Source organism: Acinetobacter chengduensis, from assembly GCF_003664645.1.
GTDB lineage: Bacteria > Pseudomonadota > Gammaproteobacteria > Pseudomonadales > Moraxellaceae > Acinetobacter > Acinetobacter chengduensis.
This window is the reverse complement of sequence record NZ_RCHC01000027.1, coordinates 1-23,439: the sequence shown is the minus strand read 5'-3', so window position 1 is coordinate 23,439 and position 23,439 is coordinate 1. Positions and strand designations below refer to the sequence as shown.

Genomic DNA, 23,439 nt, shown 5'->3' with positions numbered 1-23,439 from the left:
GCTTTTCAAAACGCTGTACGCGATGAACAAGATCACGCCATTTAGACAATGCGGAAATATTGGCATCAAAGGTCACTAAACCACTGACATCATCAACTAGGCCAACAATAAAGTCTGCTGGAGATAAAATATTTTCAATTGTGGTTTTGGCTAGATTCAGGCCGTCACGAAAAGTATTAATGCCATTACGGATATTATTCACAGCATCAAAGAACTGATTCTGATCCAGTACTTGAAGATTTTTTAAGTACTGCTCTAAAGCAGATGCTGGCGCGTCAATAATGTCTTCAGTATAAATTTCATCGGGTACTGCAACAGGAACAAACAGCTCGCGCTTTTTATCCTTTGCTTGAATGAATTTGATGGAAATGGTGCATGAATCAACGCTTTCAGCATTGTGATCAACAGAATAATCAACAACATTGACTTGCATGATGCCGTGAATAGGATGAATCAGCTCACCAGAGCCTGTCTCAAGCAAAGCAGCAATAAGCGCATCATGCCAAGTCTTATAGTCATCACCCGAATAAACCGCATTGATTGAGATATTTGCTGGATTGTTCCCCATATCTTCAATTTCAGCATCATTTGAGTATGGAGCCTGTTTTACAGCAAGGGATTTAGACACAGCATCATTGGTCGACGTGCATTCAAATTGCACACCGCGGAAACTTGCATCCTGTAATTCTTCAGCCCAGCCCATAAAAAAACCTCCATTCGAGGAGGTCATTATTAAAAATACTTAAGGTTTATATCAGGCGGAAAGGCTTCCATTTATTTTTGGCCGAATGACAATAAATTAAAGCCATGGCGTTTTTCTTCAGTCGCCGCATGGTTTGAAATATCATTCAGAAGGTTTCCTGTACTAAATGGGATCGGTTTATTCTGCTGGGTGACGCTAATGAGAGAACTTAATTTCCCAATGATATCTTTTGATAGTTGATTGGCTTCTTGCTGTTTAGCTAGAAGTTCCGTGCTTTGTTGGTTTTGCTGATCAATTGAAAACTGAACAGCATCAAATTTCTTGCCATCTCCACCAAAAAGTTTATCGACTTTTGAAAATAAGTAATCATCAATAGGTTCTATGGCTTCTGAGAATGCATAAGCACCTCCTAGAAGACCAGCTGCTTTTAATCCGCCTGCACCTTTAATTTTAGGTTTGCCTTTTGTCTTTGTGTCCGTACCTGCAGGTAGATTTGGTAATGGACTATTATTGCCGAACGATTTAAGCGCAATAGCGGCAGTTGTTGCAGCAACAGTTAATGCACCTACGGCAATTGTAGTCCCATAAGTTGCACCAGCAAGTTTTTCATTTCCCTGCGCCCATTCAGTAAGATGTTCTTTTATGCGTCCTAAAGAATCTGAGACTGCATCATAAGCCTTGGACTGTGCAAATAGCCTTTCTTGATCTGCGGCTTGATCTTTTGCCCATTCCGTCTGACGAATCATTTCAAGGTCTGAATTAACTGTACCAGATGCAGTGCTGATATTTTTTTCAAGATTTACAGTTTGATCTTTGTTATAAACAGCAGCCATCGCAGCTAATAGGGCTTGACGGTCTGCTAAAAATTGACCTAACTCACTACCCATAGCAATATTGCTCATATCTTCAAGTTTTGCTTTTCGCTCTTCAGGTGTTTTGGCGGAATTAGCTTCTTTTTGTAACTTCGTATACTGAGTATTTCCTTGAAGCTGTCGTTCAAGAAGTTTTACAAAAGCTTCCACACCATAAACACCTTGTTCTCGCTGTTGGGTAGAATACGTAGCCCAATCAAATTCCTGACCTAAAACTTTACCTTTTTTATTTTTAATAGCTTTAGTTGGCAAACCATCTGTATTTTTAATTTTATCTGCCAAGGTATCAGCGAGTTCACGGCTGGATAATTTTTGTAGCAAGTTGACTACGTTATTTCCTGCCTCAGCACTGTCGCCAGCAGTGCTTTTAGCAACTTGGTTTAAAGCAAGAAGCTTAATTAACCCATCATCTCCTGAATAGCCAAATGACTTTGCCATAGCCATTTGACTAGGCAGAAATTTAGAAAGATCTTTATACTCAAAACTGCCAATTTGGCCCGCTCTCATTGAACGATCTTGTGCTAAATCAATGTTTTTAACTCCAAAATTCTGCATTGCAATGGTCATTTTTGCAGCATCAACTGTATCCGCACCAGCTGCGAAGGCTGTTTTAGAAGATGATAAAAGTGCTGTAGAGACATTGGTTTCATCATATTTGCCAGAGGCAATAAGTTCATTTAATGCTGCTGCAACGTCTTCACGTTTTCCGCCACCATTACGTACAGCATTTTTAACAAAACCTTCAAAATTACCAGTCTTTGAAAGCCGTTGTTCAGCTGTTAGGCCTTGTCCGCCAGTAGCTGTTGCAGTGATATATGTCATCAACTGAGCGTAGTCACGTGGCTTTTGTAAGGCATTTGAAACAACAGCACCGCCCGCAACAGTAGCTCCAGCAATAATTCCACCACGCTGTAGGGTGCTCATTCCAGAACCGCCAGTTCTTTGAATCTGCTGGATCTGTTTTTCTGTCTGTACAGTTTTACCCAGTTCACCATTCAACGCCGCTACACGTGTTTTCATGGTCGCATAGGCGCGTTCCATATCCTTCGCTGTAACAACGCCTTGGCGCTGTAAAATACTCAACTGAGCATAGCTGTTGTGGGTTTTCTTAATTTCAGCATTAATCTGTTGCTCAGTCCGAATACCCAGCTTGCGGGCAGTGTCTACAGCAAGTGCTTCACGCTTTTGTGCTGTAAAAGCTTGACCTTGCTTGCGTAGTTCATCACTGAACTTTTTAGCATTATTAATTTGCCCAGCCTGTAGGGGCGCAAGTTTCTGCTGTTCCGTGTTTATTTTTTTAACTGCAGTAAGCTGATCTGTAGCTATACGCTTAAGCTCAGCACTGGCTTGCTGTCCCTTGACCTGAAGCGTTAATGAAACTACAGAATTCTTACTCATGATTTATGCCTTTGGTTTTGAATGCTTACGCTTTGTGGCTGTTTTGGTGGTTGTGGTGGTTTCAGATGTATTGTGTTTTTTGCGGTTGTTTCTTGGACGAGTATTGTTTAGCCGCTCATCGGTGAGCATGGCAATTGCCACATCTATAGGAAGCTGAACAGCTTCAATATATGGAATGCCTAGAGCTAAAAGAGCGCGGATTAACCGCGCTCCCTCATTTACTCTGCGGCTGCTTCCTTTGCCTTAAGCTCAATCACTTTTTCATTCAAATAGTCGAGATTTGAGCGGGATGAGTTACCCAGCATGTCATAACTAATCGTATGCTCTTTACCATCCGCATCCACCAGCTTGGTCATTGCTGCAAGGTCAGCAATGCCAATGTACTGACCAGCTTCAGTGTCTGCCTGCGACTGCATATATTCAATTGCAGTCATCTGGCGCATGACAACCTTTTTGCTTTTAATCTCAGTTTGACCATCCAGCACTTTAAGTGCCACAGGAAGTTCGCCTTCAACCTGAATCATATTGTTTTCCTTATGGTTTATAGGTTTTCAGAAATGTAGCTCAGTGCAAAGCCTTCTAAGTTTCGGCGTGTTTCACCAGCCACATCATATGAATCGCTGATGGTTTGCACGTTGAAGTCGGTGTAGGTTTCGCGGAAATTACCCGACTCAGATTCAATGCTAATACGAGCATCTTCAACTTCTAGCCAATCCACCTCATCCTTACCATCAGGGATCACCACGGCAACGGTAATTGCATAGGTGCGAATACCTTTAGCAGTATGCTTGACTTCACCAGTACGGTTCATGGTTGCTACAGGGCGGCGGCCTGTTGTTTTGGTTGACGTAAATGATGCACAGTCATAGTCATCACCATTCACACCCAGAATAATAAATCCAACGGACTCTTGAGCCATTGTTGTCGCCTCATATTAATGTTGGCTTATTTTTTATTAATTTTCGGCTGAATATCAGGCGGAAGGACTTCCATTTAAATAAAAAAAAGCCCACCGGAGTGAGCTTTTATATTCTAGACATTACGTTTCAATTTCATTGACGGACAATTCACTGGATGAATAATTCTCCACTGGCTTAATCTCATCAGAAATAGCTTCAGCTATCTGCAGTGCCTGATCTTTATTTTCAGCTTCAACTTCAGTCGTTAAGCTGATGTGATGTAAAATTTGAACTCGATAATTTTTCAATTAAATAATCCTTAATACACGTTTAAATTCGTGGCAATGACATGCATACCACGTACCCAGTGCGCAGGAATCTCAGCATTAGCGCGGGCTTTATCGGTACTGTCTTGAGTCACAGTCAGCTGATCCGCTGTCGCTGTGACATTTTCTAAAATTTCCGCTTTTTCCAGCTTGATGGCTTCAGCCATAAACACTGAACGCAAGTTGCGGCGTGCAGGGCCTGTGTTTTTGCGGCGACGCTCTTTGCTTGCAGCTGTACGCATCACAAGACGTACATAGTCAATTGTTAAAGCGCCATTAATGTCGAGCATGATGTCATCCGCCATGCCTGAATCTGGGTTTTTACGGAATGTTGAAATAGCACGTACAATTTCAGGCGTGCCATCTGCACCGGTTTGAATGATACAAACACCCGCACGCATGGCGGCTTCTTGGCGCTCAAAGGTCAATTTGTTCTTGTCTTCAACAGCATCAACACCTTCAAGATTTACATCGTTGAATGGTAATGCTGGGTCACTAGAGTCTGCTAATGCAGCAGCCATCGCAGCGCCAATTTCAGCTTCTTGACCTGTTGCACCGTGATAACACACAGCAACCACGCGGTAGCAAGTTTCAACTGGAGCTTGAGCAGCAAAAGCCGTTGCTGCTTCAATATCTGAAAAAGGCACAACTAGAATTGCCGGGCGCTGCTCAATCGCATCACTAACAAAGTTTAAGTGATCAACCCACGCTTCTGTGTCATCGCCAATTTTTGGAGAAGCATCTAATGCCAAAATAGTATGGCCCAGCGGTGCAATAATCTCAGTAGTTTCATCCACATCTGGCACAGGGGCTTGCGGATCGGTGGTGTTCATTGCCAGTGCAATGGCTTGAACATCAACAAGACGATTGGTTTTAACCGCCGCTTTGATCATGCGGCCAACAATGCTGTCAGTGCCGATTTTTTCAATTGCATCTGCTTCGTCATAAATCGCCACAGGCTGATCCATGACTTTGTCATCAGTGGTGATAAACAATACCTTGTGCGTATTCGCAGGCAAGCCTGTACGCTGAGTATTGATGTTGACATTCGTATACATACCTGGTGTACGAATGCCTGCTTGAATAGTCATAAATTATTCCCTCAGCTTGACCAGATCAGACTCAATAAAGCCATAATCTTTAGGGTCAAAATGGTAATTAATATTGATACGTTCTAACCATGCTTCTTCATCGACTTCTTCTCGAATACGGTCTGAAGCCGTAATTGTGTAAGAGGTGCTAAATTCTTGCGCCAATACACTGAGCGACTGGCCGCGGGTAGAAGTATTAAAAATGGTTTTGATTCGACCCAGTTCCAAAGGTGCTAAGCCTTTAACACCTTGGCTGGATAAGTCATTACCGGTGAGCAATTGCTGTACATGACGCAACATTTGAAATGTGCCAATATCAGCACCCGCACCATGGCGCTGTGACTCCTCATTACGAACAGACTCAGCACCAACCAACACCACAAAAGTAATTGGCATCTTGGTCTTGCTGACACCTATTTTTTCTGGAGTTTTACTGCCATCAAATGTGATCCAAATCGCTGGAAAATGGCGAATAACCGCATCAATATCATCATCAAACTCACCACCATAAGTATAGATTTCGCGAATCCACGGCCATTTTCGATCTTGAATTTGCTGCGCCATCTCGTCTTTAATGGCTTGCTCGATAACAGATAAGTCCAGCATTACCAACCTCCATTACCAAAGTCTCGGCGACCCACAGCAAACTGCACATTGTTAGACGAGGTTTGCACTGGTTTTGACTCTCCAGCTGGAGAACCGCCTAGCGTCAGTTCTCCTTTGGAAATTTTAGTGAGGGTTTTAATAGATGATTCAAAACGGTTTTTAATCGGGTCGTTTTCTGATAAATCACCAGTGACTGCGTAATAACGTGCCAAGTTGCAACCAATATTCACTAAAAATGGAGGGATAACCTGCAACGGCAGTGGGTAGCGGCTACCCACATAAGCATCAATCTCACTGTTGGCTTCCTGCATTGCAGCATTCAGCTTTTCCATATTGATTACGCCCTGATAAGGCTTCTCAGTATCGGTCAGCCGAATCAGTATGGTTTCACCAAATTTGCGCGTCATCGCTTCTGCCGTTGCGTACATATCAATTCACCTTATTTATTAGGTTGTACCTGTTGAGCCAGCTGCAAGATGAGGCAAGCTATAACCTGCTTCACCACGTGCTTCAACACCAAACTTATATTCGCCACGCATAAATACATCGTCGGAATTAATATCGGTTTGAGCCAGCAGTTCAGCAGTTTGGCGCTCCTGATAAATAATCGGTTTTACCGCTTTAGTTGTTGCAAGCAAATGCCATTCAGTATCAGTGGCAAGGCCTGCTTCAACCAATACTTCAGCTGTATCTTTGAAAATATTTTCAGAGCCGTCAGCAAACTTTGCAGCAGTCATTAAAGCTTTAGCTGTAGTTTCAAGCGCAGGAGGAACCACTAGTAAATTCGGCTTAATTTTAAGGCTGCGTCCATTTTCATCTTTTAAGCCCAACATTGAAGATCGTGCAGCACCATAGCCGGCTTCGGCATCTGCTAAAGTCGCCCAAGACAATTTTTTGTCAAATTTATTGGAAAATTTACTTTTCTCTTTGTCACCAACGGGGTGATCCGTAGCATAAAAAGGCTTACCGTCATAACATTTATTTTTAAAGCCCAATGTAAGCGCTTCAAAAACTAAATCTTGAGGGAAGCTTTTAGATTCTTCGCCCATAGATGAAAAAATCACTGGAAGGCCAAGCAATTCATTGTCTTGAATTTCATGTTTATGTACTGCAACAGTAGATTCAAAAGAGCGGTTTTTAACCGTATAGCCGTGACCCTCAAGGCGCTTTACAACTTTTTCACCAATCCACTCGCGTAGTTTAGGAAACTTGCCCAGCCAAGCGTAATTTTCTGCAGCACTGGTAGACGTCACCTTTGTTGCGACTTTATCCCAAGTTATTTCCGTTTCAGCGAAAGACTTATTGAAAGTCGTTTTAAATCCAGTGAATAAGTGAGTGAGTACTTGCTTTGCATTTTCTGCTGTAAATTTCATTAAACGATCTCCACCCAAACATACAATGGGTTTTCAAGGTCAAAGCCCATGAATGCGCCAGCGACTGGGAGCACACCTGAGTTATCTGTTTTTGCAATGGTTTGGTTGTCTTGGATATAGACCAGCTGGCCCATATCGGCCTGAGTGACTGGATCAGTTGCTGAATTTGCAACCAAGAATTGTTTGTTGCGGCGCACAACACCATGGGCTGCGCCGGCAGCACCTAAGTTTTCTGCATCATCTTCCCAAATACCGATGCAAGTTTGATCTGCAGCGCCAACATTTGCAGAAGTGACTGCATAGCCGTCTGCACCAACAACAGCAAATGTGCCCATCAACACAACTGCAGCGGCTGCCAGTGCGACAGGAATTAAAATTCCATCACGGTATTCTGTTTTATTCGAAGTATTAGTTCCGGGCATTGTTAAGCTCCATATTTATCGGCGTCTTCTTTGCTTACACCAAGCAAGCCAAAGACTTCATTTTGAACAGCATCAACTGCTGGTGTTTGCTGAGAATTGGCAGCCAAGTTGACTTGACTGGTTTGCTGTTGAGTCAGCGCGGCAATTTTTGGCAAGCTTTCAAGCTGCGTTTTTACAAAATCAGGGTTGGTCTTTGCCTGATCCTTGTACCAGCTAATAGTTGCTTCACCCGTCAAACGGCCATCACTGCAAGCAGCTGTAATCAGGTCATCCATTTCTTTGGTCTTCATTGCGGCATCCGCATTGCCAGCTTTAGCAACTGCTTCTTGATAAACAGCCATTGGTACAAACTGGGTTGGATCAACAGCAGTTGAGCTGTTGGCTGCAATTTTCAGCTGATCAATTGCATTCAATGCGTCATAAAGGGTTTGACTATTGGCTGCTACAGCAACACCTGTTTTTTCTTTAATCTGCGTTTTCAGCTTCTCAAGCTCAGCAGTAATTTCTTCTGCAGTCGCAGATAGAGGCAGATTCAGCATCCAGCGTAGCTGTTCTAATAACTCTTCCATTGTGGAATCCTGTTGTTGTGAATTTTGGGCAAAAAAATCCTGTGCTGCGGCAGCCAAACGAGCTTCGGGCAAGGTATCTAAATTGGGGGTATTGGTGAGCGCTACATGCAGAAGATGCTGAACATCACCAGCTTTGCTATAGAAAAATACTGGGGATAGATATTTATATTCTTCAGAACCAATAAATCCAGCTGCTTTATCAGTCCATGTAAATTTTGCGCTACATATACCAACTCCTTCGATATATTGAAAGCCACCAGCTTTCAGCCAGCCGGATGCTGGTGCGGGTTCACCAGTCTTTTGAGCTTCTAGTGTCGCGTGCTCATAGTCCATAACCATATCAATGCTGCGCTGGTTTAAAGCGGCAACAATTTGCTTGCCGCGTTCTGGTGTTAAATTCCAGTGCGGAGCATCAAATGGACGTCCATCAATACCTTTAAATATTCCTTCAGGAATAAGCACAAGGTAATCAGGTGTGGCTGCCTCAAGGGCAAATGAGCACGTGGCGGCTAATAAGGTCGTTTTCATGCAGTCAGATTAAAACCAACTGCATAAAAAGATCAGGCGGAAAGGCTTCCGATTATTTTCAGGAAATTAGAAGAATTTTTTCCAATAGAAATCCACATCTTTAAAAATTTCATTTTCAGCTTCAGGTTGTAAAAATCCATTGGCATCCATGGGTAAATATGGGCGTGGTTTAATTTGAATATCATGCGCTCCAGTGACGCCTGAAGTCGGCCCAATAAAACTATTTTTAGTGAAACTGGCTAGACGCGCACCTTTTTGATAGCGGGTTCCACCTGAGTGTTTAATGGTTCCACCAAAATGCTGAATCGCTGCATAAGGCATATTGCTGCCAATACTGGCACTATCCCGATCTGAACTGGATGTAATGCGTGACCGTAAGGCGCCTGATAATTGCAACACACCACCATAAGACAAGCCTCTACGCTGGTAGTTCTTGATGGTGGACGGTTTGCGTCCAGCCCAGGTTGGCCGACCTTGAGTCGCAAAATTATCATCAGTAACCGCTACCAAGCTTCCCGCAATGGTAGCAGTCAATGGTGATGTATCCTGCATTGCCTCAGCAACTTGATTTAACTTTGCGATTAACTCAGGGCTTTGAATCTCCATAAAACTCATGATTCACCTACCGAATTGCTAAATATGTATTGGCATTGAGTCGATCCACCGTAGCGCTGCGCTCAACAACAGCAACATCCACGATCTGCATTACACCATTTTTAGATTGCACTGCAACCTGAACCACTTGATTCGCACTGTGTGACTCAATTGTTGGTAACCAATACAGCAACTGGCTGTTTGCCTGATCCCACAGCACACGCCATGACTGGGCAATTAGACGAGGAAAATCCACCCATTCAGCATCCGACAGGATTGATCTCTTATCTAAAAAAAGTTGATCACCGAGGCTAATGATTGGGTTTTCAAAAGCCTGCTTTTGGGTAGCCATAAACTCGATATCAGTGGCGTGCATTACAGCAACCGTGCTGGTTTTATTCTGGATCGGCGTATCGCTCAGTGAATTTTTAATAAACGCCTCATGCGCTTTTAAGCGTGGACGAGACAGCAGCACTTGCTGAATTTGCTGAGTGCCTTTATCTACACCCACTAGATCCACAGCACGTTTACTTAATTCCGCATCAAGCAGGTAGCTTGAAGCGGGATGACTATTAAACCCCGGTGCTGGACTGAAGAAAGACTCAGAACCGTCTTGCTGCTTAATGCGAATGCGGGTTTGCATAGAAACAACATCCTGCCCAGTAAAACTGCTTTTTCCAACAATGACTTGGTGGTGTTCAATATCTTTAGGCTGGGTTTGAATCAACGTTAAATTCTGATCAGCCACATCACTTTCACGCCTTGCAACCACTTTGCACTTACAGCCCCATTCCGTGGGTGGATAGGCATACAGCCAAAAAGGATCATCATAACGACGTGCTTCACCATTGCGGGCTAAATGAATTTTGCGAGGATTAGAAATTGAGATATGCACCCACACCCAAATTGGACGAGTCTCAACGGTTGCCATCATTGCTTTATATCGTCCAGCAGCAAGGCTTTTGTGCATATTGGTGTCAAAGATGGTTTTAAGGCGCCGAGGGCTACCCAGTTGAACCGTCTGTTCCATCCCCGCAGGGTTAATCACCGTCTGTTTTCCCCACCAGCCAGTTTTTTGAAGTGTGGGGGTAATATTAGCTTTCCATTGCTCAAGACCTTGACCTTGCTGCATCGCATCAATGAGAGATTTTTTAATATCCTGAAGTAGGTCAATACGAGCCACCTTGGCAACTGTAAATGCACGGCTATGCGCTTCATTCAATGTCTCATGCCAATCCCAGCCAATCTTAAAACCCTTTGCCTGTAAATAATCAATCGCATCCTGCGGTGGCATGTTAAATAAGGCATTCAGTTCTGGGCGCTGCGGGACTTTACTCATCTTCAGCATCCGCCTGAGCACTCAAGCGCCCAAAGACCTCCGCTGCAAAAATCAACTGCGTTAACTTTTCTTGAAGCACAGGCTCATCGTCGGATGGATACAGCTCAGATAAAACAGCCAAGATTTCATTGTCATCTTGTCCCGCATTGATTTTCGTTATTAGATCCTGCATCCAGAGTTCCGCGGTTTGCTGAGCCTCCTTGGCTTGATCGCGCAGCTGGAGCTGTACCGCTTGTTCATCAATCGGGATTTGCGCTGAATTACTGCCAGCAAATGATTCATTAAGTGTGGCTGCCAGCTATTCATTGCTAATTGTGGCATTTGCGGTTGAACACGAGCTAAAACAGCCTCTTGATCATCCGCAGGCATTGGAATGCCTGCACGCTCATGCGCCCACGCTAGTGGAATTTTCATGCCTGTATCAACCATTTCACCCAGCGACTTACTGAAGCTCTCAAGGTCTTCGGTATCAGACGTATCGAACCAGAATTTCGGATAACGGTCGGGTGTAATATTTGGATAATTAATCTGCATCATCGCAGAGACTAGGCTGTCATTGATTGACCGAGCCAGCTGCTTAGAGTCAGATTTAACAATGACTTCAAATTGATTTTCATGTGTTTTACTTTGCGCATTGGTACTGGTTTTGCCATCAGCCTGCGATAGCAAGGTTCCGCCGACAATGATCTTGGACTGCGTCTGCTCACACCATTTCACCAGATTCATGTGGTTATTGGTGTCACCATCGGTTGCGTCATTAAAATCAATCGACATGCCTTGCGGGATGATACCGCCAGCATTACGGCCAATACTCATGACTGCACGCATCAAGGTCATTTTTTCTTCTGCGGTTGCGCCTGCAGGGTATTTGCCTAATTTCGATGGCAGACCATAAGTCTCTAAGAATTCCATAATGTCCCGCACGCCATAATTCTTAAACAAAAACGGCCACGACAACACCCGGAATAAACCTGAACGAGACACGTAACCAGATTTGGCTTTATGACGGTGAATAAACCAGCCGAATGGCTGAAACTCCAAGCCATCCAGCGAGCCATCATTGAGACGCAACTCATTTGGCTGCTTATACGGGGTCATGATGAAACGGGGCTGAAGCTGTTCAAAACTTTCAGGCAGCCACAAATTACCCAGTCTGTGCCATTTAATTTCCTGTGCACTGTAGCCGTGACCGACAGCATCCATGGCTTCAAACAGAAACATCTCAAAGTCTTCAATGTCATCCAGCCACTCATAGACTTCCTCCGCAATTTTCTTTTCTTGCTCGCTGGCGTTCTTCGGGGGCTTCACACCCCACGGTAGACTGTTCACAGCCTGCTTGCGCTTGCTCATTTCTGAAAAGATATGACCATCACGTTCTTCCATATCGCAAAACAAGTCAGCTTGCGCCTGCAGGTTGCCTTGTTCAGCATCGGTCAGCAAGCGGTGCATACGCATGGGGGTCATTCCAACGACGGGATGTTCCTGCCACTGATTGGACAGCCAAGCGACTTCTGCGGTCTGCGGTTTCTCCAGAGCGGTGCGGTCTTGTTTTTTTGAAGAGCGGTCTTTTTTAGCCATGATGAGTGCAAATAGGGAAAGTGGATTTTGCATCACCATAAACTTTTTACAACGGATGATTCAGGCGGAAGAACTTCCATTTATTTTTATGTTTTTTTAGGAGCGCATAAAAAGCGTTTTTAGCGCTTTGGGCTTCTGCATGGATCATTTATGCAGAAACTTGTTTTAAACGCTAAAAACGCTTTTATAAAGATTTATAAATCTATAAATCATCTTGCTCAGTAGTTCATGATGATTAATTCATGTTTTACACTGCGACTGGCCGTAGAATTGCCTACGGTATATTTAATTTCTGCCGTATCAATATTCAAACCATCAAAGGTATTTCGCATATCGGGATGATCATTAATCGAGAGCATCACTTTACTTTTGCAAGTCTTCATCAGCTCTGCCATTTTTTCATATTGATCTAAACCAAAATCCACTCCATAGCCAGCGAGCTTCCAGTAAGGCGGATCTGCATACATGAAACTATGAGGACGGTCATATTTCATTAAACACGCATCCCAGCTTAAATGTTCAACAGTCACACCAGACAACCTTAAATGTGCTTCACTGAGCTGCTCTTCAATACGAAGTAAATTAACTGGTCGCGCTGTAGTTGCAGTCCCAAAATTCTGTCCGGAGCATTTAGCGCCAAAGGCAGTATGCTGAAGATAATAAAAACGAGCAGCCCGCTGAATATCTGTCATTAAATCTGTATTGGCATTTTTGAGCCAATCAAACATCTGCCGGCTAACCAGTGACCATTTGAACTGCCTTACAAACTCTTCTAAATGATGCTGCACAACTCGATATAGATTGACCAGTTCACCATTTAAATCATTAATCACTTCAACTTTAGACTGCTGATCACGCATAAAAAATAGTGCAGCACCGCCAGCAAATAATTCTACATAGCATTCATGTTCTGGCATTTTTTTAGTCAGCTGCGACACTAGTCGACGCTTACCACCCATCCAAGGAACTATTGGCTTAGTTTTCACGATTTCACCTACTGCAAAAGCATTTCATTTTTGATAGCCTGCATTTACTCTGATCAGGGTAACGAGGCTTTGCCTGCGGTAGTGCTATTACCAAAGGAGGCGAATCTTGCTCCAACAATGTTCGTCTCCTCGTTTTATTATTTTTATTTATAACTTTATAAGAAGACGGAAGCTTTTCCGCAATGTTAGGAGAAATATGAGTACTTTTATTTTTGACTGCCCTAATTGCTCTGCTAAAAAAAGCACATTTGATGTAAATGGTTCCGAACCGAAGGGAGTAACTGTTTCTACCTCTAATGATTGGTATTTATTTTCTACATGTAGATCTTGTAGTGTATCTATATGTATTAACGCGAGAGTTACATACAGTACAAGCCTCTCTTTAGACTCAAAGTGTGGTAAGAATGCTAATTTAAGAATACAAGCCTTAAGAGAGTTCTTAAGTAAAGGATGTAGCATTGAATCTGGGTTTGTAGATTTTAAATATTCACCAATTCTACCTAGTACAGAATTACCCCCTGAATATCTTCCAGATGAAGTGGAATCCCTTTTTAAGGAAGCAGCAAAATGTTATGCAATCAGTTGTTATAATGCTTCAGGAGCGATGTTTAGACTTTGTCTTGATATAACTACTAAAAATATCATTAGCCAGTATGCGAGTCTAAACCCAACAACAAACGATAAAAAAACAATTCATAGCCGACTCAATTGGATTTTTAATAACAACATACTGCCGAAACAATTAGAAGAATTATCTCGTTGCATTAAAGATGATGGAAATGATGCTGCACATGATGGTTCTCTATCTAAGGACGACGCGGCTGACCTTTTAGACTTCACATATATTTTATTAGAACGAATTTATACAGAGCCAGCCCGTATTCAAACTGCTCACCAACGTCGAGTTGAACGTAGACAAGTATAAGCTTGTCAAAGATTGAAAATTTATAGGATGAAAGTTGCTTCATGAAGATCAGAAAAAAGATGTGTATAGATTTACTTCTATTTAAAAAAAATAATGCTCTGATCTTCTGGTTAGTGACATCCTATTTAATTTTTATAACTAGCTATTCAATAATTTATTTAATTTGTTATGCAAATCTTAAACAAGCAATGGCTCTGAACGAGCTTGGTGATTTTTTAGCAGGTGCATTCTCACCACTTGCCTTTTTATTCTTATATCTAGGTTACAAGCAACAAGGTAAAGAGCTGAAACAAAATACTACTGCTCTAAAATTACAGTATCGAGAATTAGCCAATAGTGTTGAACAGCAAAAATTATTAGTTGAAACAACTCAGGCCGATTTAGAGTTAACAAAGAAGAAAGAATCACGTCAGAATACTTTAGATACTATAGAAGCCCAGCCATTTTTTCATTTCGAAAAATTTAATATTTCTCCAGTTGCTAAAAATTTAGATGGAACTAGCAATGGGATATTAATTTTAAATTGTCAGATTAAGAATAGTCGTGCCATTTGCAGAAATATAGACTTTATCATTGAAAGTCTTAGCAAGAACACAACTTTAACTACTCACGTTAATTATCTTAATAATGATCTAACTTTAAGTCCCCAAATATCATTATATTTACCTTATGGCTATGAATATGAAACCTTTGATTCATTTGAAGTTGATATAAATATTAAATATCTTGATGCATATGATAATCAGCAGTTTCAGTTAATTAAACTGACCATCAGTCGAGATTATACAAAAGATGAACTTAGTTATGACTTTGATTACTATATAAAAAATAAATCATTTAACTGAGTAACTTATGTAATTTATATACAACCAGCATCACTAAACCAGCCATCATAATCATCATGATTAGCTTCCAACTCACTTGCAGATGGCAGGGGTATAAATTCGATAGGACTAGAAAGATGCAAGCTGGCAAACCAACCTAGAATCATCGCTACAGCACCATCGCCATGGCGGTATAGTTCAGGGTCTTTAATATCTTTGGTTCGCGCCTTAGTCACCATGTGAATTCCGTCTACCTCTTCAATTGCAGAACAGTCATTTTTCAGGTTCTCATCCCGTGGTAAATCAATCATATCTTCTTCAAAAGCTGTGACCAGCTTAGGCGTCCAAAGTCCATACCACGCACGGCTCAGTTTGATTTGATGCACCATGTGCTCGCCATATTTTTCAGCAGTATCCTCAGCCAGTGTTTCACCAGAACCAGTTGCATCCATAGCAATACCGCCAAAACGTGGCAACTGATCCAGCATGTACCAAAGAATCTTCTTCTGCATCCGCCCAGGCACTTTATGCATCTCAATGGCAAAAGGTGCAATGCGACGCAAGTCTTGGGCAATATAAAACGGCAAAATAAAACTGAAGTCGCGGTGACGTGCATAGTCTTGCCCGGCACAGTGCTGTTTACGCTTATCCAGTTTTTGAAGTTCAGGCTCTAAGTAGCGCTGAATCCAATCATCAATATAAGCATCACGCTCATCTGGTGTTAGCTCGGTAAAGTCATCCCCCAGAGTTAAGCGCAGGATTGTCCGTACTTCAGGCATGGCGCGCTCAACCCAAAGTGCAGGCAAGCAGACTGATGATCCGTCACGCGGGATGGCATCCAATTCTTCACGCATAGCTGCTTTTCGACTGCCGTATGCTTTACGAATTTTGGTGTACCACTTTTTCTTACCCTCAAGCGTGGCTTCTTTGCCTTGCATAAAGCACACACGTTCATACAACCCATTCGCAACCGCATCATCAAAAGTCACCACATGGACTTTAGCATCCTCACCAAACACACCATTTTCAATGTCTTTTATGAATTGGTTGAACGGATTATTTTTACCGTTATGCGAACTAATCACAGAGATGCGGCCACCCCAAATCAAAAGCGCAGTTGCTGCCTCCATTACACCTTGTACGTTCGGGTGGAATGCTGCTTCGTCAATAACGACCTTACCTTGCAGACCACGGATGTTTTCAGGACGACTGGATAAAGCAACGATCTGAAACCCACTAGCGTAACGAATACGGTACGCTGTGATCTGACGTGTTTCACCTTTTTCATTCTGGTCTTCAAAGAGAAACTCTTCAATCTGGACAATTTGCCCCTGAGCTTCAGCAATCACACGGGAAAACTTGGCACAGTAACCAATAAACTCCAAACCTTTTTCTTTGGTATCGCCAATGTAATAAACGCTCATGCCACCAGCTTCTTTACTTGCGGCAGCAGTAAACACTGCATCAAAGCTTTCGGCAAAAGTAATACCTGTACGACGACCTTTAGGGCATGCCTTAATGTCTGTCTTAATCTTCAACCACTCAACTTGGTGTTTCATCAAAACACCTTCCTCAAATGGGTTTAGATTGTCAGGCAGATTGCGTGCACGCTCTGGAAGTTCATCCCAGTCAATAATTCGTACTGTGTTTTGCCGAGGTTTTGGTGCAGTCATTATTTAATACCTAATACTTTTTCACGCCAGAATTGAATTTGATCTTCACCCATACCTTGTGATGCTGCGGCTTTTTTCAGGTTTTCATCCTGTTCTTTTAGCAGTTCCTCACGTGCTTGACGGCGGACTTCAGCTCGGTTCTCCATAGCTTTCTCTTTGGTCATAATTGCTGCACGTGCAGCACGCGCCAAAGCCCCTACAGCACCAATATCCATTTGTGGATTCTCAGGATCATCATTCGGCTTGGTCAATTCATCCAGTGCGCGTTTAGTGACTACAGCCTGAACTGCCTGAGCTAGTAGCATGCCACCTTTATCATCTGGGTCTTCACCAAACTCCTTAACCAAATGCTCCGAAGCAGCAGCAATTTTTCTGAACTCACGCGCTTCATCTTCAAAGTTTTTATGGTATCGGCCTAATGCTGAGCGACTAGGAATTGTTGCGGTTGGAAACTCAGCCCGAATTTCATCCAGCATTTCATTAAGCGTCAGACGATCTTCGCGCAGTAGCTTCTCAATGAACATCCGTTGATCTTCAGGCAATTTTTTAATGGATGACATATTGTTGCCTCCTAAGCCGAAGGTCGTTTGATACCATGAATGCGGGTACGGTTCTCGATCACATCCTGACCGCGTTCAGTCAATTTCACCACAATGACAGCTGGATCATCCATTTCAATGCTTAAACAACCCTGATCCTTCAGCCAGTACAGTTCTGTTTTGATTTGATCACGGCTAAAACTTAACCCCCAACGATCTAACCCGCTATGCAGGGTTGAGCTATTACCGCGATAAGATGGCATTTCATTCAACAGGCGAAGTAGCACTAAACGCATTTCTTCTTTAAGCTGATTTTCAAAGCTCATAGTTCCTCACTTTTTATTATCAATAAGCCATTGTTCAATACGCCGAACACCATGCTGAACACTGTCCATTTGCTTATTCAGTGAATTTAATTCCCCACGCAAATTTTCAACATCTACTTTTGATGGCATGTCTTTTACTGTGTTTTCCAGTTCAACCACACGCATGCGTAAATCAAGCATTTCTTTTGCTGAAGCGCTTTGTTTATTGATGAACCAAATATAGATGCCAAGGATCGTGGTAACGATCCAATTGGCTTCTGAAAAGTTGAGTTTGAGGGTTTCAAACATCGGCATCCCCAGCATGAATTGGCGGCAGCGGTACAGGTTTGCTTTGATTCAAATACCGCCCCACAAACCCACAAAATGCAGTAAAGGCAATCACGTAATAACGGATATTTTCGGGCAGTACTGCCAGCACTTCTGGAGGAATAGGTGTAGTTGCGAAGAAAACAATCAGACCAAAGCACCAGTTGCTGATCCATTTCCAGCTGTCGCGCCAATTTCCCACTACAAAACCTGTATGCAAAGTTGAACCCAGCTCAGCCATAATCGGCTCATGTTTCTGTGCAATTTCAGCTTTAAGTTCATCTACACGCTGTTGATGGCGCTTTGCCTGATCTAATAGTTTTTGTTTAGCTTCAGCCGTTTCTAAAACTGCTTGATCAAGCTCACTTTCAAGGGTCGAAAGTTGTAGGCGTAGTTGCTGAATTTTTTCTGATTCAGCTTCAGTTGCTGTTTGCCGAGCGACATGATGTGTTGTATTAGCAGCACTTACACCTTTCTCATAACCATCTTTCCATGAATAATCTAGTTGATCCTTATGCTTAGTCAGTGCGCGCTCATGGATGTTGGACAATGTTTGAAAGCGAGCGATGTAACGTTCAACTTTCGCCAGCTGGGCGAGATTATTTTTAACTTTAGAGGGCATTCAATATCCTCCTTAAAGTTCAAAATGCGGTGAGTCAGATTCACCTTTTTCGCGATAGTTACCGTCATTGTCCCAGTCTGCGCCCCAGCGGATCGACACACCTAACTCTTTAGCGGCGGCAAACATGGCTTTGGCAATCTGGTCAAATTTAGATAGATCATTCCAATCGACTGGGTACGGCACTAAATCAACCGCTTTGCCAGTAACATGCTTACTATCGAGTGGATTATTCAGCCATGTGACTTTTGCAAGTTTAGGTTGAGCATAGGATGCAGGCACGCTTTTAGTGGTGCATTGTGCAGCTGTACGGCCTTTGCCGTAGTTGATATAGCATTGTTCTTTAGTACGAACACCTTCAACTACAAGAAAGTCTTGCTGTGTGATTTCAATCGCACGCTTAACAACTTTAACTAGTACAGGATTTACTCCATCAAGACGACCAAGACTTAACTTTGAAAGTACAAATTTTTTAGGGGTATTTGACACAACAAAAAACCTCATCTAATGATGAGGCCATGTTGCTGTTTTTATATTTGGAATGTCAGGCGGAAAGGCTTCCGATTATTTTTTAGCATAGCTAATTGCACATACAACAGGATATCCATCTTTATAATGAGTTGCATCAAGATTAAAAAAATAGCCATATCGAATATGTTGAGTTGCTGGAGTCGATCCTACTTTTTCATTTTCATTAATTTTCACAGCTAATTCATCAATTACTGTTGGAACTCTGTTATCTATATCTTTCCAAATATCTTTGCAAATACTAAATGAAGTCGTTTTGGATTGTTCATAATTTTTCGAATCAAAGACTTCTACAATAAAACTTTTCCAAATTTCTGAATCTTTATTTCTTGATATTTTTACACTTTGCCAATCTTGTGATGGGAGAAATTTAGCATCAGGTGGTACCTCCTTAGACAGGAACTTTACTTCAGTAGCATCAGAATTGTATCCAGCCTGCATTGACGATAAATTATTAATCGCAAGTTGAGTTAGCTGAATAAAATCGATTTTTGCGGCAGAATCCGATTCGCTATAACTCTTATTTATGTAAGGTACAATTTCTGAAGAAGCAGAATTTTCAACTTTCTGAGCTTCCTGTCCTGTACAACCAGCTAAAAGAAATAGGCCTAGAATTATAATTTTTTTCACTTAATCCTTACCTCATCAATAAAAATTCTTACTCGAATTTACAACTTTCCCAATAATTTCAACATCACTCGATTCATCAAGTTTAATAGACATCGGTGGATAAACTTTATTATCTGAGATTAATAGCAATGAACCATCAATCTGCATTTGAATACGTTTTACCCAAGTCATTTCACCAGAACGAATCACATAGATGTGGCCGTCTTGTGGATCTTTTTCAACCGTATTGACTAAGATTGGCTCTTTATCAGAAATAGTAGGATCCATACTGTCGCCACGAGTAATAAATACCTTTAAATCTTTGGCGAAAAAACCTCGTGAACGGATCCAATCATTTCTGAAGGCCATATAACTCGACGGTTTATTTTCAGCACATAAAACTGATCCATGGCCTGCTGAAATCAATACTTCATCATGGACAGGAACAACTGTGAAACCATCAATACAATCGATTCGGTTACTTTTTGGTGACCTTTCACTAATTCCAGTAACAATATAATTAATATCAGCACCAACACCTGCAATAGATGCAAGATATCCAGCTTTTGGTTGCGTTAAATCTTTCTCATAATCAATTTGGCTTTTTTTGGTCGTACCAGCCAATTCAGCAAAAGCAGGCTGAGTGTAACCAAGACGCTCTCGCTCTTCTCTCAATCTTTGTCCAATAGTCACAAAAAATACTCCAAACTAGTTGACAGGTAACATATTAGTTACTATTGTGTGCTTAAAGGTTCTACTTAATCCGCATAAAGACACACAAAGGTGACCAAGATGCAAATTAAAACTCCAGCTCAAGTTAAACAAGAATTCATTAATAGTGGCATTCCAGTCTCAAATTGGGCTACTAAAAATGGTTTTGTTCCGCAGGAAGTTTACAAAGTTCTTAATGGGCAAGCTAAGGGTAACTTTGGTAGAGCTCATGAAATAGCCGTAGCTCTCGGCTTAAAAAAAGAAACTAAAGTCACTGTTTAGTTACTTTGCACATATTTGCACATTTTCGCACATGGAGCAAGAGCAATGAAAAACGAATATTTTGCAGTCCTGTATTTAATTTTAACAATGATTGGATTTTCTGGCTGGTACTTCGCAGAAAACGATAACGAAATTTTGCGCCAAGAACTTTCAACATACACAGGGACTGAGGTACGTAAATGAGCACAGTGAAGTCTGCTGAGAAAGTTTTAAAAGTGCTTAAGGCATTACGCGGTCATAGCCTGCAAGGCGTGACCAATCAAGAGCTGTCAAAAAAACTTGGTGAATCTCCAGCTCAAACCTACAGAGCACTGCAAACACTGTTAGCAGAAGGCTTAGTAAAAAAAGATGAAAACGATCTTTACACATTAGGTACAGCGCTGGTGCAGATGGCTAAAGCCCACGACAGCGAAATGGAACGGGCCAAAGCGCGCATGGCTGAATACGAACAGCGCACCAGCGTTACATTTTAATTAGAGGTTCATCATGGACTTAGAACAACAAGCTACAGAAATAACTCTTTCTGAGCACTCTCAAAAGTTAGGTGCATTAGCCACTCAACTTGGCTATCAAGGTGCATTAACAGTTGGCGCACTAGAGGATGAAATACGTTTCTACCAGCAACGCACTGTTGAAGCATGCATGGAACTAGGCAAGCGTCTGTTAATCCTTAAAGAGATGACACCGCATGGTGAGTTTAATAAACGTATAGAAATGCTGAATTTCACTCCACGCATGGCACAGAAGTTCATGTCAGCTGTACTTAAATTTTCAAAAGCGAATTCGAGTTCGCTTTTGCAGAAAGCAGGTAATCAAACAAAGCTACTTGAATTGGTCACCTTAGATGATGATGAAATAGATGTGCTTGAGCAAGGTGGAAGCATTGGTGATGTCTCACTAGACACCATTGAAACCATGTCGGTTCGAGAATTAAAAAAAGCATTACATGATGCAAAAAAAGCACTTGAATCTAAAGACCAAGACATCAAAGCCAAAGACCAGATCATTCAAAAGAAAGATCAAAAAGCCAATGAGCTGGATGAAAAGCTGACTAAGCTGAATAGCCCAGCTGAAATTCAGAAACGCACTGAATCTGAACCACAGCGCTTGGCTGAAAAAGCTTTAGAAGAAATGAACAAAGCATGTCTCACCATGCATAACGACACCGTTCGCTTTACAAATAGCATCAACTCAATTGTCGATGCAATCAATGAACATGAATTGTATGACATTCAAGACCGGCTAGAAGCCAACGTAGTTGCACTGTTTCAGCAAATTGCGCAGACCAGTGTCGACCTAGGCATTCAAATTGATTTCCAAGCCATGGTCAACCCATCTTGGATGAGCGCAGCGCCTTCTGAGCTGGAGGCTGAATAATGACAACCCCAAACTTAGCGGTGCAGGATTATTTACGCGATGTCGCGTCAAAGCTCACAAATGCTGGGTTTGGCGAGAAAGGCTCAATTGTAGCAACAGCTTGTGAACATCTTCAGATCAGTAAAGCACAGCTTTACCGTGATCTTGAAACAGTAGGCTTTAAAACTGAGCGAAAACAGCGTAGCGACAAAGGAAAATCAGTAGTGACTGCTGAAGTTGCAGAACAAATTGGCGGTATGGTGCATGTAGCAACACGTGTGAATGGCAAACAGACTCTGCCAATTACCACTGCGCTTAGCATTTTAAAAGCTGAAGGCAAAGCGCCGAATGTATCAGCTGCAACCATTGCACGTGTGATGAAAAACAACATGTGCCATCCAAAACAGCTGGCTACACCATCTGCGCACACGCAACAAAAGTCATTACACCCAAACCATGTTTGGCAAGTCGATGCTTCCATCTGTGTTTTGTTCTACCTCCCTCGTGGCGGTATGCAAGTCATGGACGAAAAGAAGTTCTACAAAAACAAGCCTGCAAATGTGAAGAAGATTGAAAGTGACCGCGTGATCCGTTACGTCATCACCGACCATTTTTCAGGCTCAATTTATGTTGAATATGTGTACGGCAGTGAAAGCGCAGAAAACTTGACGGAAATCTTTTTGAACTGTGTTCAAAAACGTTCGATGAAAGAGCCTCTTCATGGTGTGCCTTTCATTCTTTATACAGATAAAGGTTGCGCCAACACATCAGGTCTTTTTAAGAATCTGCTTGAACGCTTAGATGTGACTTTTATTGCGCATGCAACTGGTAATTCACAGGCCAAAGGTCAAGTTGAAAATGCTCAAAATATTGTCGAAACCCAGTTTGAAGGCCGTCTGCGCTTCATCAAAATTGACAGCATTGAGCATCTAAACCAAACCGCCGCTCAGTGGCGAATGATGTGGAATGAAACGCAAATTCATAGTCGCACCAAACGCTCACGCAACGCAGTTTGGCAAACCATTGCACCTATTCAGTTGCGCATTGCACCACCGCTGGAACTTTGCCAAGAGTTGCTAAGCACTTCACCTGTGGAACGAACTGTCGATGCAAAACTGCAAGTCAGCTATGCCATTAAAGGCTATGGCTCAAACGATTATGACGTTCGTCATATCGATGGTGTCTATCCAAAGGCAAAACTGAAAGTGGTTGTAAATCCATACCGTGCACCATCTATTGATGTCCTCTGCCTAGATAAACATGGCAATGAAGTGATTTACACCTGTGATCCCGTGCAGACAGATATGTTTGGTTTTGGGGTTAATGCAGCAGTGATCGGTGAAGAAATGAAAGCAATGCCACAAAGTGCAATTGATGAAAACCGCAAGCGCATCATCAAAAAAGCTTACAACGCAGACACATTAGAACAGGCAGACAAAGCGATTGCCAAAAAGCAT

Annotated in this window: 29 protein-coding genes and 1 pseudogene; 7 read left to right on the top strand and 23 right to left on the bottom strand. The window is 42.2% G+C overall.

Annotation, left to right across the window (positions count from 1 at the left end; translation table 11 throughout):
- The 15 genes and pseudogenes from D9K81_RS16615 to D9K81_RS16545 form a co-directional block, all read right to left on the bottom strand.
- Positions 1-703 (bottom strand): DNA circularization N-terminal domain-containing protein (locus D9K81_RS16615; RefSeq protein ID WP_171406963.1); only part of this gene is annotated, 703 nt, incomplete at its 3' end.
- 71 nt (positions 704-774) lie between these two features.
- Positions 775-2,973, bottom strand: coding sequence for a phage tail tape measure protein (locus D9K81_RS16610; protein WP_235831053.1), 2,199 nt, complete (start codon positions 2,971-2,973; stop codon positions 775-777).
- A gap of 218 nt (positions 2,974-3,191) precedes the next feature.
- Positions 3,192-3,497 (bottom strand): hypothetical protein, encoded by a 306-nt coding sequence (locus D9K81_RS16605; protein WP_121523797.1) that lies wholly within the window; start codon positions 3,495-3,497, stop codon positions 3,192-3,194.
- Positions 3,498-3,514: 17 nt separating this feature from the next.
- Positions 3,515-3,892 (bottom strand): hypothetical protein, encoded by a 378-nt coding sequence (locus D9K81_RS16600; RefSeq protein WP_121523795.1) that lies wholly within the window; start codon positions 3,890-3,892, stop codon positions 3,515-3,517.
- Between the two features lie 120 nt (positions 3,893-4,012).
- Positions 4,013-4,180 carry a hypothetical protein gene (locus D9K81_RS18490; protein WP_171406962.1) on the bottom strand — a complete coding sequence of 56 codons (168 nt, stop codon included), beginning with the start codon at positions 4,178-4,180 and terminating at the stop codon, positions 4,013-4,015.
- 11 nt (positions 4,181-4,191) lie between these two features.
- Positions 4,192-5,031, bottom strand: coding sequence for a phage tail protein (locus D9K81_RS16595; RefSeq protein WP_121523801.1), 840 nt, complete (start codon positions 5,029-5,031; stop codon positions 4,192-4,194).
- A gap of 261 nt (positions 5,032-5,292) precedes the next feature.
- Positions 5,293-5,895: a phage protein Gp37 gene (locus D9K81_RS16585; protein ID WP_121523793.1), complete on the bottom strand. Its 603-nt coding sequence runs from the start codon at positions 5,893-5,895 to the stop codon at positions 5,293-5,295.
- On the bottom strand, positions 5,895-6,323 hold the full coding sequence (locus D9K81_RS16580; RefSeq protein WP_121523791.1) for a gp436 family protein: 429 nt from the start codon (positions 6,321-6,323) through the stop codon (positions 5,895-5,897). The genes D9K81_RS16585 and D9K81_RS16580 overlap by 1 nt, the downstream gene beginning before the upstream one ends.
- Before the next feature lie 18 nt (positions 6,324-6,341).
- Entirely contained in the window at positions 6,342-7,268 is a 927-nt protein-coding gene (locus D9K81_RS16575) for a Mu-like prophage major head subunit gpT family protein (protein ID WP_121523789.1), read from the bottom strand.
- Positions 7,268-7,690, bottom strand: coding sequence for a hypothetical protein (locus tag D9K81_RS16570; protein WP_121523787.1), 423 nt, complete (start codon positions 7,688-7,690; stop codon positions 7,268-7,270). Before D9K81_RS16570 ends, D9K81_RS16575 begins: the two co-directional genes overlap by 1 nt.
- A 2-nt stretch (positions 7,691-7,692) precedes the next feature.
- Positions 7,693-8,787, bottom strand: coding sequence for a phage protease (locus D9K81_RS16565; protein WP_121523785.1), 1,095 nt, complete (start codon positions 8,785-8,787; stop codon positions 7,693-7,695).
- Between the two features lie 66 nt (positions 8,788-8,853).
- Positions 8,854-9,402 carry a phage virion morphogenesis protein gene (locus D9K81_RS16560; RefSeq protein ID WP_121523783.1) on the bottom strand — a complete coding sequence of 183 codons (549 nt, stop codon included), beginning with the start codon at positions 9,400-9,402 and terminating at the stop codon, positions 8,854-8,856.
- A 7-nt stretch (positions 9,403-9,409) separates the two neighbouring features.
- On the bottom strand, positions 9,410-10,720 hold the full coding sequence (locus tag D9K81_RS16555; RefSeq protein ID WP_121523781.1) for a phage head morphogenesis protein: 1,311 nt from the start codon (positions 10,718-10,720) through the stop codon (positions 9,410-9,412).
- Positions 10,713-12,298: pseudogene (locus tag D9K81_RS16550) on the bottom strand (DUF935 domain-containing protein). The gene D9K81_RS16555 and the pseudogene D9K81_RS16550 overlap by 8 nt, the downstream one beginning before the upstream one ends.
- Positions 12,299-12,516: 218 nt before the next feature.
- Positions 12,517-13,284 carry a DNA adenine methylase gene (locus D9K81_RS16545; protein ID WP_121523779.1) on the bottom strand — a complete coding sequence of 256 codons (768 nt, stop codon included), beginning with the start codon at positions 13,282-13,284 and terminating at the stop codon, positions 12,517-12,519.
- A 196-nt stretch (positions 13,285-13,480) separates the two neighbouring features.
- Here D9K81_RS16545 and D9K81_RS16540 point away from each other — a divergent pair, with 196 nt between their 5' ends.
- Both D9K81_RS16540 and D9K81_RS16535 read left to right on the top strand, forming a co-directional pair.
- Positions 13,481-14,209 (top strand): DUF4145 domain-containing protein, encoded by a 729-nt coding sequence (locus D9K81_RS16540; protein ID WP_121523777.1) that lies wholly within the window; start codon positions 13,481-13,483, stop codon positions 14,207-14,209.
- 41 nt (positions 14,210-14,250) lie between these two features.
- Positions 14,251-15,054, top strand: a complete 804-nt coding sequence (locus D9K81_RS16535) for a hypothetical protein (protein ID WP_121523775.1) — start codon at positions 14,251-14,253, stop codon at positions 15,052-15,054.
- Positions 15,055-15,068: 14 nt separating this feature from the next.
- Here the strand turns inward: D9K81_RS16535 and D9K81_RS16530 are convergent, their stop codons facing one another.
- The 8 genes from D9K81_RS16530 to D9K81_RS16495 form a co-directional block, all read right to left on the bottom strand.
- Positions 15,069-16,706 carry a hypothetical protein gene (locus D9K81_RS16530; RefSeq protein WP_121523773.1) on the bottom strand — a complete coding sequence of 546 codons (1,638 nt, stop codon included), beginning with the start codon at positions 16,704-16,706 and terminating at the stop codon, positions 15,069-15,071.
- A complete protein-coding gene (locus tag D9K81_RS16525; protein ID WP_121523771.1) occupies positions 16,706-17,266 on the bottom strand; it encodes a phage protein Gp27 family protein in 561 nt (186 codons plus the stop codon). The genes D9K81_RS16530 and D9K81_RS16525 overlap by 1 nt, the downstream gene beginning before the upstream one ends.
- Positions 17,267-17,277: 11 nt before the next feature.
- The gene (locus D9K81_RS16520) at positions 17,278-17,571 is read right to left on the bottom strand and encodes a VpaChn25_0724 family phage protein (protein WP_121523769.1); all 294 of its coding nucleotides are present in this window, start codon (positions 17,569-17,571) and stop codon (positions 17,278-17,280) included.
- A 6-nt stretch (positions 17,572-17,577) separates the two neighbouring features.
- Entirely contained in the window at positions 17,578-17,859 is a 282-nt protein-coding gene (locus D9K81_RS16515; RefSeq protein WP_120375065.1) for a DUF2730 family protein, read from the bottom strand.
- The gene (locus tag D9K81_RS16510; protein WP_121523767.1) at positions 17,852-18,499 is read right to left on the bottom strand and encodes a DUF7940 domain-containing protein; all 648 of its coding nucleotides are present in this window, start codon (positions 18,497-18,499) and stop codon (positions 17,852-17,854) included. Before D9K81_RS16510 ends, D9K81_RS16515 begins: the two co-directional genes overlap by 8 nt.
- 12 nt (positions 18,500-18,511) lie before the next feature.
- A complete protein-coding gene (locus D9K81_RS16505; RefSeq protein ID WP_235831052.1) occupies positions 18,512-18,985 on the bottom strand; it encodes a M15 family metallopeptidase in 474 nt (157 codons plus the stop codon).
- A gap of 75 nt (positions 18,986-19,060) precedes the next feature.
- Complete coding sequence (locus D9K81_RS16500) at positions 19,061-19,654, bottom strand: hypothetical protein (RefSeq protein ID WP_121523763.1); 594 nt, start codon at positions 19,652-19,654, stop codon at positions 19,061-19,063.
- A 15-nt stretch (positions 19,655-19,669) separates the two neighbouring features.
- Entirely contained in the window at positions 19,670-20,326 is a 657-nt protein-coding gene (locus D9K81_RS16495; protein WP_121523761.1) for an XRE family transcriptional regulator, read from the bottom strand.
- Positions 20,327-20,425: 99 nt separating this feature from the next.
- Here D9K81_RS16495 and D9K81_RS16490 point away from each other — a divergent pair, with 99 nt between their 5' ends.
- The 5 genes from D9K81_RS16490 to D9K81_RS16475 form a co-directional block, all read left to right on the top strand.
- Positions 20,426-20,626 (top strand): DNA-binding protein, encoded by a 201-nt coding sequence (locus tag D9K81_RS16490; protein WP_121523759.1) that lies wholly within the window; start codon positions 20,426-20,428, stop codon positions 20,624-20,626.
- Positions 20,627-20,671: 45 nt separating this feature from the next.
- Positions 20,672-20,809 carry a hypothetical protein gene (locus D9K81_RS18485; RefSeq protein ID WP_171406961.1) on the top strand — a complete coding sequence of 46 codons (138 nt, stop codon included), beginning with the start codon at positions 20,672-20,674 and terminating at the stop codon, positions 20,807-20,809.
- Positions 20,806-21,099 carry a helix-turn-helix domain-containing protein gene (locus D9K81_RS16485; RefSeq protein ID WP_121523757.1) on the top strand — a complete coding sequence of 98 codons (294 nt, stop codon included), beginning with the start codon at positions 20,806-20,808 and terminating at the stop codon, positions 21,097-21,099. The genes D9K81_RS18485 and D9K81_RS16485 overlap by 4 nt, the downstream gene beginning before the upstream one ends.
- A gap of 13 nt (positions 21,100-21,112) precedes the next feature.
- Entirely contained in the window at positions 21,113-22,003 is an 891-nt protein-coding gene (locus D9K81_RS16480) for a DUF3102 domain-containing protein (protein ID WP_121523755.1), read from the top strand.
- Positions 22,003-23,439, top strand: a 1,437-nt coding sequence (locus D9K81_RS16475; RefSeq protein ID WP_147433945.1) for a DDE-type integrase/transposase/recombinase, incomplete at its 3' end; no start/stop codon positions are given. The genes D9K81_RS16480 and D9K81_RS16475, both read left to right, overlap by 1 nt.

Coding starts and splice junctions, on each gene's coding strand:
- D9K81_RS16610 (WP_235831053.1), bottom strand. CDS start 2,973: ATGAGTAAGAATTCTGTAGTTTCATTAACGCTTCAGGTCAAGGGACAG.
- D9K81_RS16605 (WP_121523797.1), bottom strand. CDS start 3,497: ATGATTCAGGTTGAAGGCGAACTTCCTGTGGCACTTAAAGTGCTGGAT.
- D9K81_RS16600 (WP_121523795.1), bottom strand. CDS start 3,892: ATGGCTCAAGAGTCCGTTGGATTTATTATTCTGGGTGTGAATGGTGAT.
- D9K81_RS16595 (WP_121523801.1), bottom strand. CDS start 5,031: ATGAACACCACCGATCCGCAAGCCCCTGTGCCAGATGTGGATGAAACT.
- D9K81_RS16585 (WP_121523793.1), bottom strand. CDS start 5,895: ATGCTGGACTTATCTGTTATCGAGCAAGCCATTAAAGACGAGATGGCG.
- D9K81_RS16580 (WP_121523791.1), bottom strand. CDS start 6,323: ATGTACGCAACGGCAGAAGCGATGACGCGCAAATTTGGTGAAACCATA.
- D9K81_RS16575 (WP_121523789.1), bottom strand. CDS start 7,268: ATGAAATTTACAGCAGAAAATGCAAAGCAAGTACTCACTCACTTATTC.
- D9K81_RS16570 (WP_121523787.1), bottom strand. CDS start 7,690: ATGCCCGGAACTAATACTTCGAATAAAACAGAATACCGTGATGGAATT.
- D9K81_RS16565 (WP_121523785.1), bottom strand. CDS start 8,787: ATGAAAACGACCTTATTAGCCGCCACGTGCTCATTTGCCCTTGAGGCA.
- D9K81_RS16560 (WP_121523783.1), bottom strand. CDS start 9,402: ATGAGTTTTATGGAGATTCAAAGCCCTGAGTTAATCGCAAAGTTAAAT.
- D9K81_RS16555 (WP_121523781.1), bottom strand. CDS start 10,720: ATGAGTAAAGTCCCGCAGCGCCCAGAACTGAATGCCTTATTTAACATG.
- D9K81_RS16540 (WP_121523777.1), top strand. CDS start 13,481: ATGAGTACTTTTATTTTTGACTGCCCTAATTGCTCTGCTAAAAAAAGC.
- D9K81_RS16535 (WP_121523775.1), top strand. CDS start 14,251: ATGAAGATCAGAAAAAAGATGTGTATAGATTTACTTCTATTTAAAAAA.
- D9K81_RS16530 (WP_121523773.1), bottom strand. CDS start 16,706: ATGACTGCACCAAAACCTCGGCAAAACACAGTACGAATTATTGACTGG.
- D9K81_RS16525 (WP_121523771.1), bottom strand. CDS start 17,266: ATGTCATCCATTAAAAAATTGCCTGAAGATCAACGGATGTTCATTGAG.
- D9K81_RS16520 (WP_121523769.1), bottom strand. CDS start 17,571: ATGAGCTTTGAAAATCAGCTTAAAGAAGAAATGCGTTTAGTGCTACTT.
- D9K81_RS16515 (WP_120375065.1), bottom strand. CDS start 17,859: ATGTTTGAAACCCTCAAACTCAACTTTTCAGAAGCCAATTGGATCGTT.
- D9K81_RS16510 (WP_121523767.1), bottom strand. CDS start 18,499: ATGCCCTCTAAAGTTAAAAATAATCTCGCCCAGCTGGCGAAAGTTGAA.
- D9K81_RS16490 (WP_121523759.1), top strand. CDS start 20,426: ATGCAAATTAAAACTCCAGCTCAAGTTAAACAAGAATTCATTAATAGT.
- D9K81_RS18485 (WP_171406961.1), top strand. CDS start 20,672: ATGAAAAACGAATATTTTGCAGTCCTGTATTTAATTTTAACAATGATT.
- D9K81_RS16485 (WP_121523757.1), top strand. CDS start 20,806: ATGAGCACAGTGAAGTCTGCTGAGAAAGTTTTAAAAGTGCTTAAGGCA.
- D9K81_RS16480 (WP_121523755.1), top strand. CDS start 21,113: ATGGACTTAGAACAACAAGCTACAGAAATAACTCTTTCTGAGCACTCT.